This window comes from Natranaerofaba carboxydovora (assembly GCF_022539405.1).
Taxonomy (GTDB): domain Bacteria; phylum Bacillota; class Natranaerobiia; order Natranaerobiales; family Natranaerofabaceae; genus Natranaerofaba; species Natranaerofaba carboxydovora.
Genome location: NZ_CP054394.1, coordinates 2,356,657 through 2,372,528, shown reverse-complemented (window position 1 = coordinate 2,372,528; position 15,872 = coordinate 2,356,657). Strand labels below are relative to the sequence as shown.

The 15,872-nt window shown below is 37.3% G+C and carries 14 protein-coding genes; 8 read left to right on the top strand and 6 right to left on the bottom strand.

Annotated elements, in window-relative coordinates; translation table 11 throughout:
- Nucleotides 1-13: 13 nt before the first annotated feature.
- Together ACONDI_RS11265 and ACONDI_RS11260 are read left to right on the top strand one after the other, a co-directional pair.
- Nucleotides 14-1,879 (top strand): PQQ-dependent sugar dehydrogenase, encoded by a 1,866-nt coding sequence (locus tag ACONDI_RS11265; protein ID WP_241078646.1) that lies wholly within the window; start codon nt 14-16, stop codon nt 1,877-1,879.
- Between the two features lie 151 nt (nt 1,880-2,030).
- On the top strand, nt 2,031-3,026 hold the full coding sequence (locus ACONDI_RS11260; RefSeq protein ID WP_241078645.1) for a copper amine oxidase N-terminal domain-containing protein: 996 nt from the start codon (nt 2,031-2,033) through the stop codon (nt 3,024-3,026).
- Between the two features lie 79 nt (nt 3,027-3,105).
- Here the strand turns inward: ACONDI_RS11260 and ACONDI_RS11255 are convergent, their stop codons facing one another.
- From ACONDI_RS11255 to ACONDI_RS11245, 3 genes are all read right to left on the bottom strand, one after another.
- Entirely contained in the window at nt 3,106-4,047 is a 942-nt protein-coding gene (locus ACONDI_RS11255) for a hypothetical protein (RefSeq protein ID WP_241078644.1), read from the bottom strand.
- Nucleotides 4,048-4,264: 217 nt separating this feature from the next.
- Nucleotides 4,265-4,438 (bottom strand): FmdB family zinc ribbon protein, encoded by a 174-nt coding sequence (locus ACONDI_RS11250; RefSeq protein WP_241078643.1) that lies wholly within the window; start codon nt 4,436-4,438, stop codon nt 4,265-4,267.
- A gap of 365 nt (nt 4,439-4,803) precedes the next feature.
- Nucleotides 4,804-4,992 (bottom strand): hypothetical protein, encoded by a 189-nt coding sequence (locus tag ACONDI_RS11245; RefSeq protein ID WP_241078642.1) that lies wholly within the window; start codon nt 4,990-4,992, stop codon nt 4,804-4,806.
- Between the two features lie 533 nt (nt 4,993-5,525).
- Between ACONDI_RS11245 and ACONDI_RS11240 the strand changes: the two genes are divergently transcribed.
- From ACONDI_RS11240 to ACONDI_RS11230, 3 genes are all read left to right on the top strand, one after another.
- Nucleotides 5,526-6,854: an efflux RND transporter periplasmic adaptor subunit gene (locus ACONDI_RS11240; protein ID WP_241078641.1), complete on the top strand. Its 1,329-nt coding sequence runs from the start codon at nt 5,526-5,528 to the stop codon at nt 6,852-6,854.
- Complete coding sequence (locus ACONDI_RS11235) at nt 6,851-9,967, top strand: efflux RND transporter permease subunit (protein WP_241078640.1); 3,117 nt, start codon at nt 6,851-6,853, stop codon at nt 9,965-9,967. Before ACONDI_RS11240 ends, ACONDI_RS11235 begins: the two co-directional genes overlap by 4 nt.
- 167 nt (nt 9,968-10,134) lie before the next feature.
- A complete protein-coding gene (locus ACONDI_RS11230) occupies nt 10,135-10,716 on the top strand; it encodes a TetR/AcrR family transcriptional regulator (RefSeq protein ID WP_241078639.1) in 582 nt (193 codons plus the stop codon).
- Between the two features lie 103 nt (nt 10,717-10,819).
- Here ACONDI_RS11230 and ACONDI_RS11225 read toward each other — a convergent pair whose 3' ends face one another.
- From ACONDI_RS11225 to ACONDI_RS11215, 3 genes are all read right to left on the bottom strand, one after another.
- Nucleotides 10,820-11,242: a hypothetical protein gene (locus tag ACONDI_RS11225; RefSeq protein ID WP_241078638.1), complete on the bottom strand. Its 423-nt coding sequence runs from the start codon at nt 11,240-11,242 to the stop codon at nt 10,820-10,822.
- Nucleotides 11,243-11,358: 116 nt separating this feature from the next.
- Nucleotides 11,359-12,888: a sensor histidine kinase gene (locus ACONDI_RS11220; RefSeq protein WP_241078637.1), complete on the bottom strand. Its 1,530-nt coding sequence runs from the start codon at nt 12,886-12,888 to the stop codon at nt 11,359-11,361.
- A 197-nt stretch (nt 12,889-13,085) separates the two neighbouring features.
- Nucleotides 13,086-13,826, bottom strand: coding sequence for a response regulator transcription factor (locus ACONDI_RS11215; protein WP_241078636.1), 741 nt, complete (start codon nt 13,824-13,826; stop codon nt 13,086-13,088).
- Between the two features lie 133 nt (nt 13,827-13,959).
- Here ACONDI_RS11215 and ACONDI_RS11210 point away from each other — a divergent pair, with 133 nt between their 5' ends.
- From ACONDI_RS11210 to thiD, 3 genes are all read left to right on the top strand, one after another.
- On the top strand, nt 13,960-14,688 hold the full coding sequence (locus tag ACONDI_RS11210; RefSeq protein WP_241078635.1) for a LysE family transporter: 729 nt from the start codon (nt 13,960-13,962) through the stop codon (nt 14,686-14,688).
- Between the two features lie 6 nt (nt 14,689-14,694).
- Complete coding sequence (locus ACONDI_RS11205; RefSeq protein WP_241078634.1) at nt 14,695-14,895, top strand: DUF6485 family protein; 201 nt, start codon at nt 14,695-14,697, stop codon at nt 14,893-14,895.
- Nucleotides 14,896-15,050: 155 nt separating this feature from the next.
- The gene (gene thiD, locus ACONDI_RS11200) at nt 15,051-15,857 is read left to right on the top strand and encodes a bifunctional hydroxymethylpyrimidine kinase/phosphomethylpyrimidine kinase (RefSeq protein WP_241078633.1); all 807 of its coding nucleotides are present in this window, start codon (nt 15,051-15,053) and stop codon (nt 15,855-15,857) included.
- Nucleotides 15,858-15,872: the final 15 nt, after the last annotated feature.

Genomic DNA, 15,872 nt, shown 5'->3' with positions numbered 1-15,872 from the left:
AAGGGGGTCAAATTTGGCTTTGAAAAGCTATGGATATTATGCACTGGTTGGAGCAGCTTCTGGTATAGTTGGAGGCATTATGGTATCGCTTTTTTTATGGGGTGGTTGGATGCTTCCGGCTCTTGGTTTGCTGCTTACAAGTGTTAGTCTAATAGAGGGGCTTGTAGTGGTTCTTGTAATGACTACTTTGGTTGGTGTGATATATGGTGTTGCTATAAGGGAGAAGGTAGATAGTTTTGCGGCTAGTGTACTTATTGGGGTTGGAATAGGTTTTTTGGTTTGGGGATTAGGTACATTGATACTTATACCTCTAGCTCTAGGTTTTCCGCCTGTTTTTGCTAATCCTCTTGATCATGGGTTGTCTTTACTTGCTTTTTTGGTGTATGGGATCTCTATGACCTTACTTTATCGTGTTTGGCTTGGCAAAAAGAAGGAGAAGTGGCAGTACATAGTGCCGGCTGTGGTCCTTCTAATAGGTATTATTTCTGCCCCTCTTTTGCTTCGGGCTGCTGTTACAACAAGTCCAGGAAATCTGGCGGTACATGATGGGTATGAGGTGGATGTAGTTGCCAAAAACTTCACCTATCCTACAAGTCTTACTTTTTGTGAGGAAGGATATGTCTATGTGGCAGAAGCCGGATATGCATACGGCCCAAAAGAAACTACTCCAAGGCTTCTCAGGGTAGATCCTAAAGGCGGCAATATAAAAGAGATATCCACAGACTTTAACGGTCCAATTAACGGGCTTACATACAAAGATGGGATGATATATGTTTCCCACAGGGGGAAAATATCCAAAATTGATAAAGGAGGAGGAGAGGTAGAAGATCTGATAACTGGACTTCCCTCTCATGGTGATCATCAAAATAATGATCTTTTATTTGACCCTGATGGTAAGCTTTATTTTGGCCAGGGGTCTGCTACTAATGCAGGTATAGTTGGCGATGATAATTATATTTACGGGTGGCTTCAGGATTATCCAGAGTTTCATGATATTCCACCAGAAGATATTAGCCTAAGAGGAGTGAACTACAAAAGCCAGGACCTTGGAGAGATACTATCTGCAGAAGAGGTAGAGACGGGAGCTTTTATGCCTTTTGGCAGCAGAAGTGAAAAAGGTCAGGAGATTAAGGGTGAAACACCCGGTAATGCAGCTATCTACAGGGCTGATCCTGACGAGGATTATGAGTTAGAGCTTTATGCATGGGGGCTAAGAAATCCCTATGGTCTTACTTTTAGTGATAAGGGCGAGCTTTTTACTACGGTACTTGGCTATGATGATAGGGGACCAAGGGCTGTAGAAGATGCTTCGGATTTTATCTATCGGGTAGAGGAGGGCGGCTTTTATGGCTGGCCTGATTATGTAGGGACTGAACCTATAGAATCGGATATTTTTCAAAGTGATAGAGGAGAAGAGCTAGAACCTCTTTTAGAAGATCATCCTGAAGTAGAAGAGCCTTATGCATCCTTCCCGCCTCATTTTTCACCTATGAAGCTTGATATAGCTCCTGGGGAATTTGCCGAAGTAGGCTCACAGGAGAAAAAAGAGGTGCCAAAAGATATCGGACCATCGGATATTTTTGTGGCGGTATTTGGAGACGGGGAGCCTATGACAGGTGAAACAGAAGACCCTGTGCCGGCAATGATTTTAAGGCTTGATCCGGGGACAGAACATTTTTATGTATTTCTTGAAAATAAAGGTGAAAAGCCTAGAGCCGGTCGGTTTGGTCAGGGTCTAAACAGGCCGATAGCTGTTAAATTTGATCCTGAGGGTGAGTCACTTTATGTTCTTGATTTTGGTGTGTTTGAGTTTTCTGATATGGCTCCTAATGCTATCCCAAGGACTGGGGTGCTGTGGAAAGTTACTCCAGAAAATTAAATTTTAAATTAAACTCGAGCTGGATGCCAATTATTAGTAATTTTAAATAAAGGTTCCCATGCTAAGGGTTTTAGTTTAAAATATAGTAGAAGGAAGTTTAGAACCAACTGAGTAGTAGAAGTATTAATCTAATCAAGGGAGGGAGCTTTTTTTGAAAAAAGCAGTTTTAGTACTAATCTCTATATTACTTATTGGGGCAGCGGTAGGAAGTGTTGTTGCGATTGAAGATTCTAAAGAAAAATTAGAAAACGAGCTAGAAAATCTTGATCTTAACCTGGAACAAAAACTTGTGTATTTTGAAGAACTTTATGAAAAAGGACCTGATGGAATCGATCTTGAAGCTGTAATTGATGATTTGATCGATGAGCACTCTGAAGCTTTAGCTGAGGTTGATGAGTTAGAAGGTGTTGAGAGTTACGAGGATTTGCGGGATAGGCTCGATGAACTAAATGTAAGATTGAATATGGATGTTGTTTTAGATAGTATCGATAATTTTGATCTTTCTACTTTGGATCAGTTAAAAACTACTTATGGTCTATCAACAGATTATATTATCTTTATTGTTGATGAGGCAAGGGAATTTTATGAAGGGTTAAGAGATGATGAAGTTGTAGAAGACTTAAAGGAAATATTTGAGATTACTGGTGAAGATGTAAATGAAGTTTTTGATAGTGTTATGGACAGGCTTATAAGAAGACAAAATATCGAAAAAAGAGTTAGTGAGGTAGAAGAGATCCTTCAAAATCCTGATCTTATTGCAGAAAGAAGGGAAATGGAGCTAAATGAAAAAATCTATGTATACGGTGAAAGGTTAAACTTTGAAGATACAACTGATCCTGTGATTACAAATGACCGTACAATATTGTCTGTGAGGGCAATTGCCGAAGCTCTTGGAGCGGATGTTAGCTGGGATCATGATACCAGAACAGTTACAATTGAAAGGCATATGACCACAATTGAACTGCCTATTGGTGAAAAACAGGTTAGTATCATAGAAAATGGGGAAGAAAGAGTTGAAGAGCTAGACGTTGCAGCAGAGATAAAGAATGACCGTACGATGGTACCTCTAAGATTTGTGAGTGAGGTCTTAGGAGAAAGTGTAAAATGGTACGAAGAAACTGGTGAGATAGATATAGGTCTAAAATAACTGATGAATAATAAATGATAAAGTGATTAATAATTTGCTGTTTGATGATTAGGGCGCCTGCTATAGTATTTCAGGCGCTCTAATTTTTTGTAGGTAATATCCCACCGGCTACAAATAATACTGCTCCCACTGTGCTAAAGATAATAGGAAGTGAAAACCAGTTATCCAGGGTGAATTCTGCTGTTTGTAGTAATATATCCTGGTCGATCTTGGTTTCTGCAGCCATATATTCTATCAGTGAATAAAGAAAGACAAATCGACTAAGAAAAAGAAAGAATAAAAAGCTTGACCCTGAAATTAAAAGGGAAGCGCCAAGGCCTTTAATTGCCCCTTTTAAACCTGTGAAGATAAAAAATGATAGGAAGATACCTCCAAAAATTATATATGGAAGTGTTAGATAGTATCTACGTAAGTTTTGAAGGTTTGTGGCGGCAGTTTCTATATCACTTGAAAGCTCAGGGTTTATTTTGACCAGGTGCACTTCTTCAGGGATATCCATTTCATCTATTGTAAGTGCTACTATGTCTTCTACAGATCTATTTAGATATCTCTCTAAATTGTATCTATCGGTATATTCTCTTAAGTAAGAGACAAGATTATTATGTATATTTTCTTTAGGAGTATGTAGGCTTATCATAGGATCAAATTCTTGTTTTTCTTCTTTGGTGAACTCTAAGAATTCATTAATTACTATAATAGATTGTTCCCTGGTCCATGACTTAGGGAAGGCTGCAACAAAAGATCTTTCTACCATCTCTTGAAATCTTTTGTCTTCAAAAATATTTATATTATCTGATATGGGAAGTCTTCCGGGTATGTTTTCTGGGATGTCTTCTAACATGGTATCATAAGGGATATTATCATAGATATAGGGAATAATATCCACTTCTTTTGTTAAATCTTCAAAATATGAAGTACTCAAAAAAGTCGTCTCAAAAGACATTCCAAGTAGATAAAACCAGCCTGTAATAATTGAAAGTATAAATATTGGGATTAGGATTAATGTTTTTAATTGTGTCATCTATATCACCCTGGCTGAAATATTTGTGACATCCTAGATTGCAAATGTTCAGATAAAAACTTTGTTTAAGACTTTGTTCTTATAATACTATGTTTAGATAATTTTAATAAGAACATGAAAAAAATTTAGATAAAAAATAGCTGCTTTATTAAAAAGCAGCTATTATATGAAAAAGAGTCAGCTTTCAAGGGCTTACAGCCCTATTTTTGTTTTAGCCTCATCCGCCTGAAAGGCGCTTTGCAAATAAACTGCAGGAAGTGTTAGTGGTGAAGTTTTCTTTAAGTTCTTTAGAATCACATTTTGGACATTTAATATACTTTTTTTCTGCCATACTTGATTTTTTTGAGAAGTCAGTATTACACTTTTTACATTTGAATTCGTAGACAGGCATATATATTCCTCCCCTACATCGTATTGGATGGAGATTGATACTTAAATCTTTAACCCTCTGATATACCCCTGTGGGGTATCTAGTTTAATTATATATCACTTTTGTTGTGTTGTCAAATTAAATTTTGATTATGTTTAAATTTTGATTATGGTGCAAAAAGTCATATGAACAAAGTTTTGTTTTTAATTGCCATATATCTTGATGAGAAAGCAGGAGAAATAAGGTCTAATGACAGGAGGTCATTAGCTAATTGAACTCAGGAGGAGTTCTTGAATTAGGAAGCCTTATTTCGACTGTTATCGAATCTTAGATATATCAATTAAAAACACTATAATGTGAATAGACTTTTTGCACCATAATCAAACTTATAATTTCCCATCATATTCGAAAACGCTGCTATCTTTTTCTTTTCGTTTGTAGATTAGGACATCTTTTTTTGATATATGCTTATATTTGTTAGAAGTGTGATGAACTAGAATTGTGTCTATATCAAACTCTATCATCCTCACCTCACCATCACAAGGCCCACCATATAACTCTACAAATTCAGTCATAAATAAACTCTCCTTAAAGATATTTAAAAAAATTATTTTGTTTTGACGGCATCTTTAGGTTTAGGGTCTGGTACTGTTATTGATTAATGATACTGTTTTTTAGTTCTTCGATATTCTTGTTTATAATTCTATTGTATACTTTTTTGCAATTTACTGCAGCCATTATTTTAAAAAATGGGCTTACATCCCGCGATTTGAAACCGTGGGCTTTTCACCCTAATACTGCAACTTTGTAAACATATAACTAGAAAAAATTAATAATAATAATATTTCCCAAATATCAGCGTGATAATGAGAAAAACTTTACTTTATTTTTTTTTGTTTAATTTTTTATTGCAATTAAAAAATTTAAAGGATATAATGATGAAAGCACAACTGACTCGCAAGTCAGTAAATATCAAGTTATAATAATCCCCGATTTATAATAGATTTTGTGGGGTTAGCATATACTCATTAATGACTGAGTGGTCATTCGTATAGTTGGTGTTTAAAAAACTTTGATTAGGTGGAGATTTTATTAGGAGGGAGTTTCCATGGAAGGTAAAAAAGAATCTAACTTTAGAAGTTTCTTTATTAAAAAAAAGAAGATAATAGCTTCTGTATTTGTAATTATAATAGCGGTTAGTATGGGTTGGTATATTGTAGAGTATTATCAGAAAGAAGAGGTGGTTGTTGAGGAAGAACTCCCAATTGTAGAAACCGCTTCTCCAAAGGAGCGGGATATGAAAAGACAGGTAACTGTAATTGGGGAAGTTGATCCTACAGAAAAAAGAATCATCATACCAGAAGTATCAGGAAAAGTAGAAACAGTACATGTAGAACAGGGGGATCACGTAGAAGAAGGGGATATGCTAATGGAATTAGAAAAAGACGACTATAATCTAAAACGAGAAGAAGCAGAAGCAAGCCTGCGTGGTGCAACGGCAAAGCTAGAAGATGCCAAACAAGGAGCTAGGACAGGAGAGAAAAAAGAGGCAGAGACCAGTGTCAAAAGAGCCAAAGAAGCAAAAGAACAAATGAATAGAGAACTTGAACGTGTAGAAGAACTGCATGATAGTGGTTTTGCATCTGATCAGGAGCTTGAGCAGGTGGAGCTTCAGTATATTAATGCAAAAGAGCAATTAGAAGCTGCCGAAGGTTACAAAGAATCTGTAAAGAAAGGTGCAAGGGATGAAGAGCTTAACGCACTTCGCTCTCAGGTAGATAGAGCCAGAGTAGGGGTTGATCTAGCCAACAGAATGATTGAGCGAACCAGGATTACTGCTCCTGTATCTGGAGAGATAGCTCTTGTTGATGCAAAGGAAGATGAATTAGTAGGAACTAGTGCACCAGCTATTGTTATGTTAGATACTGATAGTTACCAGGTAATTGGAGGAATGCCAGAAGTTTATGTAGGAAGTGTAGAAAAAGGACAAAATGTTGAAATGAAAATTCCCTCAGTCTCAAAAGAATATACCCAGGGTACTATAACCAATGTAGGTCAAGTTCCACCAGAAGATAGTCAGGCTTATCCTTTAGAGATTGAACTTGACCGGGAAATAGAAGAAAAAGTACGGGCAGGAATGTACAGCCAAATAAATGTTACGATAGATGAAAGAGAAAGCTCACTAACGATACCCAGTCATGCAGTAGTTGAAATGGATGGGGAAACCGGTGTTTATACAGTGTCTCAAGAAAACCAGGATAAAGTGGTTGATTTTGTCAAAGTTAGTGAAGGGATAATTGATGACGGTTACGTAGAGATCAAATCCGGTATTTCTGAAGACGAACAGGTTGTTGTAGAAGGATTTGCCGAAATTTCGCCCGGTGCTTTGGTTGAAGTTGACAAAACAAATGACTATGAGATGGGTGATAGTTCATGAATCTTCCATCTCTAGGTATTAAACAGCCGGTAGCAGTTTTGATGGTTATTCTAGGTGTTTTGTTAATTGGTGTTATAGCTGTATCGGAAACAAATGTAGATTTGTTTCCTGATATTGATCTACCTGCTATTATGATTACAACTCCTTATGAGGGGGCAGGGCCACAGGAAGTAGAAAACATGGTTACTTCTAATCTAGAGGATGCTTTGTCTACTGTGGACGGGATAGATACCGTCATGTCAACATCAAGGCCTGGTGAGAGTGAAATTATATTGAGATTTGATTGGGGCAGTGATATGGACGGTGCTGCCCTTGAGGTTCGTGAGATGGTGGACATGGTTATGGAGGAATTGCCCGATGATATAGGGCGTCCCTCTGTCATGCAGCTTGACCCTGATATGCTGCCTGTTATTACTGCAGGAATTGAAGGAGCTCAAGGCAAAGATGAAATAACAGATACTGCCGAAAATGTTATAGTAAATCGCATTGAAAGACTTGATGGTGTAGCTTTAGCGGAGGTTGCAGGAGGGGTAGAAAGAGAAGTACAGATAAAAGTTGATCCATATAAAATGTCTGCTTATGGGATCTCTATACAGGAACTTGGTGAGCTTTTGTATGCTTCAAATGTGGATATGTCTGGTGGTCAAGTGACAGAAGGCCAGCGTGATTATTTGATAGAAATCGAAGGAGAATTTGAAACAGTTGATGAAGTAGAAAATCTAATTGTAGCTGAATCTGGTGGTGTCCCAGTTAGGTTGGGTGAAATTGCTGAAGTAGAAGATACTATGGAAAGGCAAAGGCCTATAACAAAGATTGACGGGGAATCTTCAGTATCAATCTCAGTAAGAAAAGAAAGTGAAGCTAATACAGTTGAAGTAGCAAACAGCGTGACAGAAGAATTTGATCGTATAGAAGAAGAACTGCCAGGTGATTTGCACTTTGTTGTTACCTCAGATCAAAGTGAATTCATAGAAGCAAGTATTAGTACCCTTGTCAATATGGGTGTTACGGGTGCTATTATTGCTATGATAGTACTGTGGCTATTTTTAGGAAATGTCAAAGCAACAATAATCATTGGGGCGGCAATTCCTATTTCTGTTATTGCAACATTTAATCTGATTTATTTTAGAGAATATACACTGAATTTCATCACTCTTGGCGGCTTAGCTCTTGGAATTGGGATGATGGTGGATAGTGCTATAGTTATATTAGAAAATATTTTTAGAAAAAGAGAGGAAGGACTATCACCTAACCAGGCAGCAGTTGATGGAAGTAATGAGGTTGTAGGTGCTATTGCTGCAGCGACAATAACCAGTGTGATTGCTTTTTTGCCTATTGTCTTTGTAGAAGGTGTGGCAAGTATTATATTTACTCCCCTTGCGTGGACGGTTACTTTTGCTCTATTGGCTTCTCTATTAGTGGCAGCTGGAGTTATTCCTGTGATGACAACAAAGTTTATTCCTGCTGATATGGACTTGAATAAGAGATCTGATAAAATAACGATAGCTTTTAACAATATGTTGGAAAAAATGACAGTTAAATATGAAAAGATTATTGGTTGGAGCCTTGCTAACCGTATGAAAATAGGAGCTCTTTTTGTTGTAGTACTGATAAGCTCTATACTGATGATACCTATGGTAGGTTTTGAGTTTTTGCCGCCTATGGATACGGGTGAAATTACTGTTAATATAAATACACCTGTAGGAAGTCATATTGATGATACTGAAGACACCATTGACCGATATGCAAATAAAATATCAGAAATAGATGAGGTGGAATCTACCTTTTCTAGTATTGGCGGCGGTGGTTTGATGGATGAAGAGGTCTCTAACGTAGGTAGTATCGAGGTTATGCTTGTTGACCAAAATGAAAGAGATAGAGATACTTTTCAGGTTGCTGAGGAAATCAGAAAGATTCTACCACAGGCACCTGGAATTAGCACGGTGGTTATTGATCAGGATATGGTAGCAGGTGCTGCCGGGATGGAGGAAGATATTGATATTGCTGTTAGAGGAGACGATTTAGATGAATTAGAACAACTGACAGAAGAAATATCTGAAATTGTAGAAGGTGTAGAAGGTACAAGTGAAGTAGATACAAGTTTTGATGAATTAGCCCCGCAATTAACTGTTGATTTGAATAGAGATAGGGCACTTACTTATGGTTTGACTCCATATCAACTCGGGGGCTATATGAATACAGCCTTAGATGGTGAGCTGGTGTCGCTATATCGTGAGGATGGAGAAGAGTATGATATGAATATAATGATGGAACATCCAGAAAAGTGGGACCTGTCTACTGTTTCATCATTTTTAGTCCAGACTCCATCAGAAGAAGTGGTTCCTTTAGAAGAGATTTCAGAGCTTAGCTTTGGGGAAGCTCCAAGAGATATTGAGCGTCAAGACCAAATGCGCTCTGGGTCAATAACAGGTCAGATTTCGGACAGAGACCTTGGCTCTGTTATGGATGATATACAAGGAGAGGTAGGAAAGCTCGATTTACCCTCTGGGTATAGTATCGAATATATGGGTATTTACCGGGATACTGTACAGGCGTTTGATGAGCTAAAAGTAGCATTAGCTCTTGCTGTGGTTTTGGTTTATATGGTGATGGCATCCCAGTTTGGATCTTTGTTATATCCTTTTATTATAATGTTTACCTTGCCTTTGACAATGCTTGGAATTGTTGGGTCGCTTTTGATTACAGGACGGACTTTTAGCATTATTGCTTTTATAGGGATAATAATGCTCGCCGGGATAGTAGTAAATAATGGTATAGTAATGGTTGATTACATCAATCTGTTGTACCGGGACAGGGATACCCCGCGCCAAGAGGCTATTATGGAGGCAGGCAAGAAAAGGCTTAGGCCTATTTTGATGACAACTTTAACTACAGTAATTGGTATGCTGCCTTTAGCCCTTGGTATTGGTGAAGGAGCAGAAGCTATTGCTCCTATGGCTACTGTTACTATTGGTGGTCTTTTGGTTTCCACCTTGTTGACTTTGGTGGTAGTGCCAGTTATTTATACTTTGATGGATGACGTAAGTGAAAGAATCAAGAATAAAAGTCAAAAACCCCAGGTGACAGCAGGTGAAGATACTATTAATTATTGATATTACAAATAAATTATTTGATTCTGGTGCAACAAGTCATATGAACTAAGGTTTTGTTTTAATTGTAATACATCTAAAAACAATTAGCTTATGTGAATAGACTTCTTGCACCAGAATCATTATTTATGATTTTATCTGAAAAGAGGTGAAGAAAGATTAAAAAACAGTTGATCCTTGATGCAGCGAGAAAAGTTTTTGGGCAAAAAGGTTTTCATGATGCTAAAGTCGATGAGGTTGCAAAGGAAGCTGATATTGCTAAAGGTTCGGTTTATCTTTATTTTAGTAGTAAAGAAGAACTATTTGAAGAAATGATGAAAGAAGGTATTAGAGAGTATAAAGAGTTAAAAATGGCAATTTTGAACAAAGATATGCCTCTTGTTGACAAGCTAAAACTGCTGCTGCAAAAAGAAACTGAATTCTTATGGGAAAATCAAGATGTAGCTAGATTTCTTTTTACATCAGATATTTTGTCTACAGGGACGCTTTATGAGTGGTTGATAGATATTAGAGGATTATTCATAGAGAAGTTAAAAAGTGAATTTGAAAAAGGCATAAAAAATGGTAAAGTTGCATTTGGTGACTCAAATTTGTATACTAGAATATTTCGCGGTGTAGAACAGCAGGTGATCTGTTATTATATTATAATTGATGGAGAAAAACCAAATGAAGAATTAATTGAAAAATCTATGGCTGTTCTTACAGATGGGATATTTTTAAACAACAATTTGAACGAAAAAGAAGAAAGCTAATTGAGCAGTAAAAAAGAAAGAGTAGCGGTTTATTATGTGAACCGCTACTCTTTTTCTTTTTATTGTGGTGTGCGTGGTGTGCAGTGCAGGAATTTATTAGTTGTTATCTGTTAAATCCATGGCCCATGCCTCTTCTGCCAAAACCAAAACCATTTCTTGTTTCTTCACCATCTTCACTTTCAAAACGCTCTCTTAATTCTAGGTTAACATCACAGTTTCTTGGTCCATCTGCAGGACATTCTCCTCTTTCAAAACTTTTTCTTTCTTCAATTGCTTCTAGTAGTTCATCGCCTTCTTCCTCTGAAATAGCTCCTTCTTCAACAAGTTCTTCGATTTTTTGGATGCGAAGTTCATCTCTTTCTTCAAATCTAGCATTTCCTTCATACCTTTCATCTTCAGCTGGCCCTCTTTGGCCGTTAGCACCAAAACCTTCTGCTGTTTCTGCTCCAAGAAGTTCTCCAGGTGTGATAAGTAGAGCTAAAGCAAGTGCTCCTACTGTTAAAACTACTCCTAAACGTTTAATCATTTTTAAATTCCTCCTTGTTTTGTTTGTTGTTAATTATACTTTAACAGGAGGATATGAAGATCTTGTGAAGATATCTAAAATTTTATTCTGGTGCAAAAAACTTTGTTCATATGAATTCAATGTTCGTTTGATAAGGGAAAGCTAAGATAAAAGGTGCTTCCCTGGTTTTCTTTTGAATAAGCTCCTACAGTTCCTCCCATTGCTTCAGTCCATTCTTTTACTAAAGATAATCCAAGGCCGCTTCCACTGCCACTTTTTGTTTTTTCTTTTGTTCTTGATTCGTCAGCCCTGTAGAATCTTTCGAAGACGTAAGGAAACTTCTCTTCAGGGATGCCTTTGCCGGTATCAGTTACATATATCAGGGCACTTTCGCCTGGGTTTTCTTTACTTGTTTGATTTTTTTGGATGCCTAGCTCTACTTTTCCTCCAGCTTCAGTGTGATTTAAGGCATTTTGGATGAGATTCTTGATTGCTCTATACAAAAGGTCTTCGTCAGCTTCGATTATTATATCTTCCTCTATAGATTTGTAATGAAATTCTATTCCTTTATTTAGAGCCTGGGGTTTTGCTGTGGCATTTATTTTTTCTGCAAGTTCATTTAAGTTTAGTGGACTTTTATTAGGCTTTCTTTCTTTGAAATCAAGCAAAGCTAACTGGTGAAGTTCTTCTGTTAGATTTTCAAGTCTTTGTACTTCGTTTATTGTATGAGTGATATTTTCTTTGTCTGTTGGCAGTACCCCGTCTTGAAAGGCTTCTAAATATCCTTTTAGGGATGCTACAGGATTTCTTAGTTCGTGGGATACATCCTGGGTTAACTTCTTTTTTAGATAGTCGTTTTTTTCTAAGTTTTCTGCCATGGCATTAAAACTTAAAGAGAGTTCTCGTATTTCTCCAGGTCCTTTTATTGGGGCTCTTAGATTAAGTTTGCCTTCTTTTAATCCTTCAGCTGTTTCTTTTAGGTTACTTATCGGTCTAGAGATGGAGACGGATATTACAGAACTTATTAATGCTGCAAGAACAAGGGAGATGCCTCCACCTATGGCTATACTTCTACTTATTTCACTTCTAAAATCTAGCTCAGTAGGGGTAAAAAAATCTGGCCCTCTATCTGTAGGAAGAAGTATAATACTTCCTGTGGTTTCGCTATTTATCTCAAGAGGATAGGTGTTTTCTTCTATTATATTAGAAGGAATTTCCTCAAAGGGCTTTTCGGTGGTATCATCTGTGTGGTCAGGGCGTGGCCCCTGACCTGGCATATCATCTCTATCTCTCATGGGACCTCCCATTCCACCGTTTCCCATACCCATATGCCCATGACCATCTGTCATGGAGTCATGGATTATTTCCCCTTCTTGGTCTTTTATTATTATCCTTTCGTTATGAGTTCTTGCCAATTGATTAATGGCCATCTGTTCACGTGCCTGTCTTGTATCGTCTCCTTCAGCAATAATATCTGATACTGCTTCAATGATATTTTGTCTCTCTCCCATTTGGGTAGTCTCTACAAATTCGGCAAACTCCTGGTCAATGGTGAAGTTAATATATACCCCTGCCAAAAATAACATCCCACCAGAAAGCAGCCAAAGGGCAATAAAAAGGCGAAAAAATAAACTTTTTGGGTTTAGAAGTTTTTTGATATGGGTCATTATTTATACATGCTCCTTTTATCTCATTTTACCTTAAGTGAACTTTGATTTAACTGCCAAAAGTCATATAAAAAATCTCTATACTTATGTGAATAGACTTTTTGCAGTTAAATTAACTTTTAATTTGCGCGGTTTTTAGCAAATTCTTGTGAACGTTGGTATACATTAAAAGCCCTTCGTTGGTATACTGCTAATCGCTATTCTTGAAACTGATACCCTGCCCCAAATACCGTTTTAATAAAAGTTGGTTTTTTTGGGTCGGGTTCGATTTTTTTTCTGAGGTTTTTTATATGGGTATCTACAGTTCTTGGGTCACCTTCCCAGAAGTAGCCAAAGACTATATCGGCAAGGTCTTCTCTAGAGAATACCCTTTTTGGATAGAGAGCTAGCTGTTTTAGAATCTCGTATTCTGTTGGGGTAAGGGATAGTTCTTCAAACTCTAGACTTGATTCATCTTTTTCGTCTGCTTTATCTAGTTTTAGATATACCCTGTGAGACAAGGTGTTAATGGTAAGGTTTTTTGTCTCGATTATATCTTTTTGCACCCTGCCCTGATCTTTTTCTGATCTTCTAAGGATGGTTTTTACCCTGGCTGTTATCTCTCTTGGGCTTGCAGGTTTAACTACATAGTCATCAGCACCTATTCCAAGGCCTTCTAATTTTTCTTCTTCTTCTCCTTTGGCAGTTAGCATTATTATCGGGGTGTTATCAGTTTGTCTTAATTTTTTAGCTATATTTTCCCCTGACATTGAAGGAAGCATTAAATCTAAGACTATAAGATCTGGATTTTTTTCATAAAAAAGTTTTAAGCCTTCTTCTCCGTCGTGAGAGTAAAACACCTCATATCCTTCTTTTTCTAAATATGCTTTTAAGACCTTAACAAGTCCTTTTTCATCTTCTATAATGAGAATGCGGTAGTTATAATTATCTTCAATCATTTATTAATTTAACCTCCCAGTTGTAACAAAAGTAAGCATAACTTCCAATTTTTAAAATCGTTGACTAAAATGTATAAGCTCTATAGAATTAATAATATCATATATTTTACTAGAACTGGAGGGGGAAGTGAAATTGGATGCAGCCTATATACTGGTCACGGCTTTTTTGGTAGGGCTGTCTGGTGCAATGGCCCCTGGCCCCCTCACAGCGGTGACTGCAGAGCACTCTCTTAAAAAAGGGTTTAAAGCAGGCCCTCTGGTAACTTTTGGACACGGAATAATGGAAGCTCTTGTAGTTCTTTTGCTTGCAGCAGGGCTTGGTTCATATATGGCAAGTGACTTGGCAGGTGGCGTTATTGGTCTTGTTGGTGGAACTGTATTGTTTCTCATGGGGTATAAGATGTTTTCTGATGCCAGATCAGGTTCTATTAGTATAGATGATGCAAGCTTAGATGATAATCAGATTGCTAACTACGATAACATATATACCGATACTCAAGACAACCCAGATAATAAGAATAATATAGATGATTTAGGCGATGAACTGGTTAATGGCACAGTTGTAGCTGGAATTATTGCTACTGTTAGTAATCCCTACTGGTTTATCTGGTGGGCTACGGTTGGTGCAGGGTATATAACTATATCTTTGCAGTATGGTACTAGAGGTTTGCTGTTCTTTTTTGTAGGGCATATGATGGCTGATTTTTTATGGCTTAGTTTTATTTCCTTGATTCTTGCTTCAGGTAAAAAGTTTATTACAGATGGTATTTACAGAGGTGTTATGGCCTCTTTGTCCATATTTATTATAGGGATGGGTGGATATTTTGTTTGGAGTGGTATTAATTTTCTTCAAGGAGGATGATATAAGATGGACTGCGATCAAACTCAAAAAAACTTAGACAGGTGTAATTGTACTTATTCTGGGTGTCCTAGAAAAGGTGCTTGCTGTGAGTGTCTTCATTATCATAGGGAAAAGAACCAACTTCCTGCCTGTTTTTTCCCTGCTGAGGTTGAGAAGACTTATGACAGGTCCTTTGAAAGGTTTGCCAAAGTGGTAAGAGGCGAGTAAAGGTATAATTGATAAAGCAAGTTAACGTTGATTCTGGTGCAAAAAGTCTACTCGCATAAGTAAAGTGTTTTTAATTGATACAATTAAAAACAAAACTTTGCTATATGACTTTTTGCACTAGAATAAAAATTTAGTTTAGAAGGAGGAAGTTGCTTTTGAAAAGTGTACTAACAATAGCTGGGTCAGATAGCGGTGGTGGGGCTGGGATTCAAGCAGATCTTAAGACTTTTAGCGGTCTTTCTACTTTTGGCCTTAGTGTAGTAACTGCTGTTACCGCCCAGAATACCCAGGGAGTTAGCGGTGTTTATGATGTTAGTGTAGAAGGTGTTAGAAAACAGCTTGAAGCTGTTTTTAGTGATTTTGATATAAAGGCTTCTAAGACGGGGATGCTTTTTAGCCGGGAGATAATAGAAGTTGTTGTGGAAGAGGTAAAAAAACATAATCAGAAGAATCTTGTAGTAGATCCAGTTTTTGTATCCACAAGCGGTGATCTACTTTTAAAATATGAAGCTGTAGAAGTTTTAAAAGAAAAATTAATGCCTCTTTCACTTTTAATCACGCCAAATATACCTGAAGCAGAAAAGCTTACAGATAAAAAGATAGACAGCTTTGAAGAGATGGAAACAGCTGGTGAAAAGCTTGTAGACCAGGGAGCTAATAATGTATTATTAAAAGGAGGTCATATGGAAAAGGAAAAGGAAAGTGAAAATAAATCCTTTGACCTCCTTGTGACTAAAGATAAAGAAAAAACCTGGTTCTCTGAAGAAAGATTTGACCTTGGGCCTTTGCACGGGACAGGCTGCAGCTTGTCAGCTGCTATATGTGCTCTTTTGGCAAGGGGAGATGACCTAAAGACAGCTATCAAAAAAGCAAAAAAACTTACTAACAAAGCTATAGAAACAGGGTTTAAGCCTGGCGAGGGTTCTAGGGTTCTAAACTTTGGAGCGTATTTAGTACTGTAAAAAAAGGAGCAATAC

Coding starts and splice junctions, on each gene's coding strand:
- ACONDI_RS11215 (WP_241078636.1), bottom strand. CDS start 13,826: ATGATTGAAGATAATTATAACTACCGCATTCTCATTATAGAAGATGAA.
- ACONDI_RS11250 (WP_241078643.1), bottom strand. CDS start 4,438: ATGCCTGTCTACGAATTCAAATGTAAAAAGTGTAATACTGACTTCTCA.
- ACONDI_RS11225 (WP_241078638.1), bottom strand. CDS start 11,242: ATGATTAAACGTTTAGGAGTAGTTTTAACAGTAGGAGCACTTGCTTTA.
- ACONDI_RS11205 (WP_241078634.1), top strand. CDS start 14,695: ATGGACTGCGATCAAACTCAAAAAAACTTAGACAGGTGTAATTGTACT.
- ACONDI_RS11240 (WP_241078641.1), top strand. CDS start 5,526: ATGGAAGGTAAAAAAGAATCTAACTTTAGAAGTTTCTTTATTAAAAAA.
- ACONDI_RS11220 (WP_241078637.1), bottom strand. CDS start 12,888: ATGACCCATATCAAAAAACTTCTAAACCCAAAAAGTTTATTTTTTCGC.
- ACONDI_RS11245 (WP_241078642.1), bottom strand. CDS start 4,992: ATGACTGAATTTGTAGAGTTATATGGTGGGCCTTGTGATGGTGAGGTG.
- ACONDI_RS11235 (WP_241078640.1), top strand. CDS start 6,851: ATGAATCTTCCATCTCTAGGTATTAAACAGCCGGTAGCAGTTTTGATG.
- ACONDI_RS11255 (WP_241078644.1), bottom strand. CDS start 4,047: ATGACACAATTAAAAACATTAATCCTAATCCCAATATTTATACTTTCA.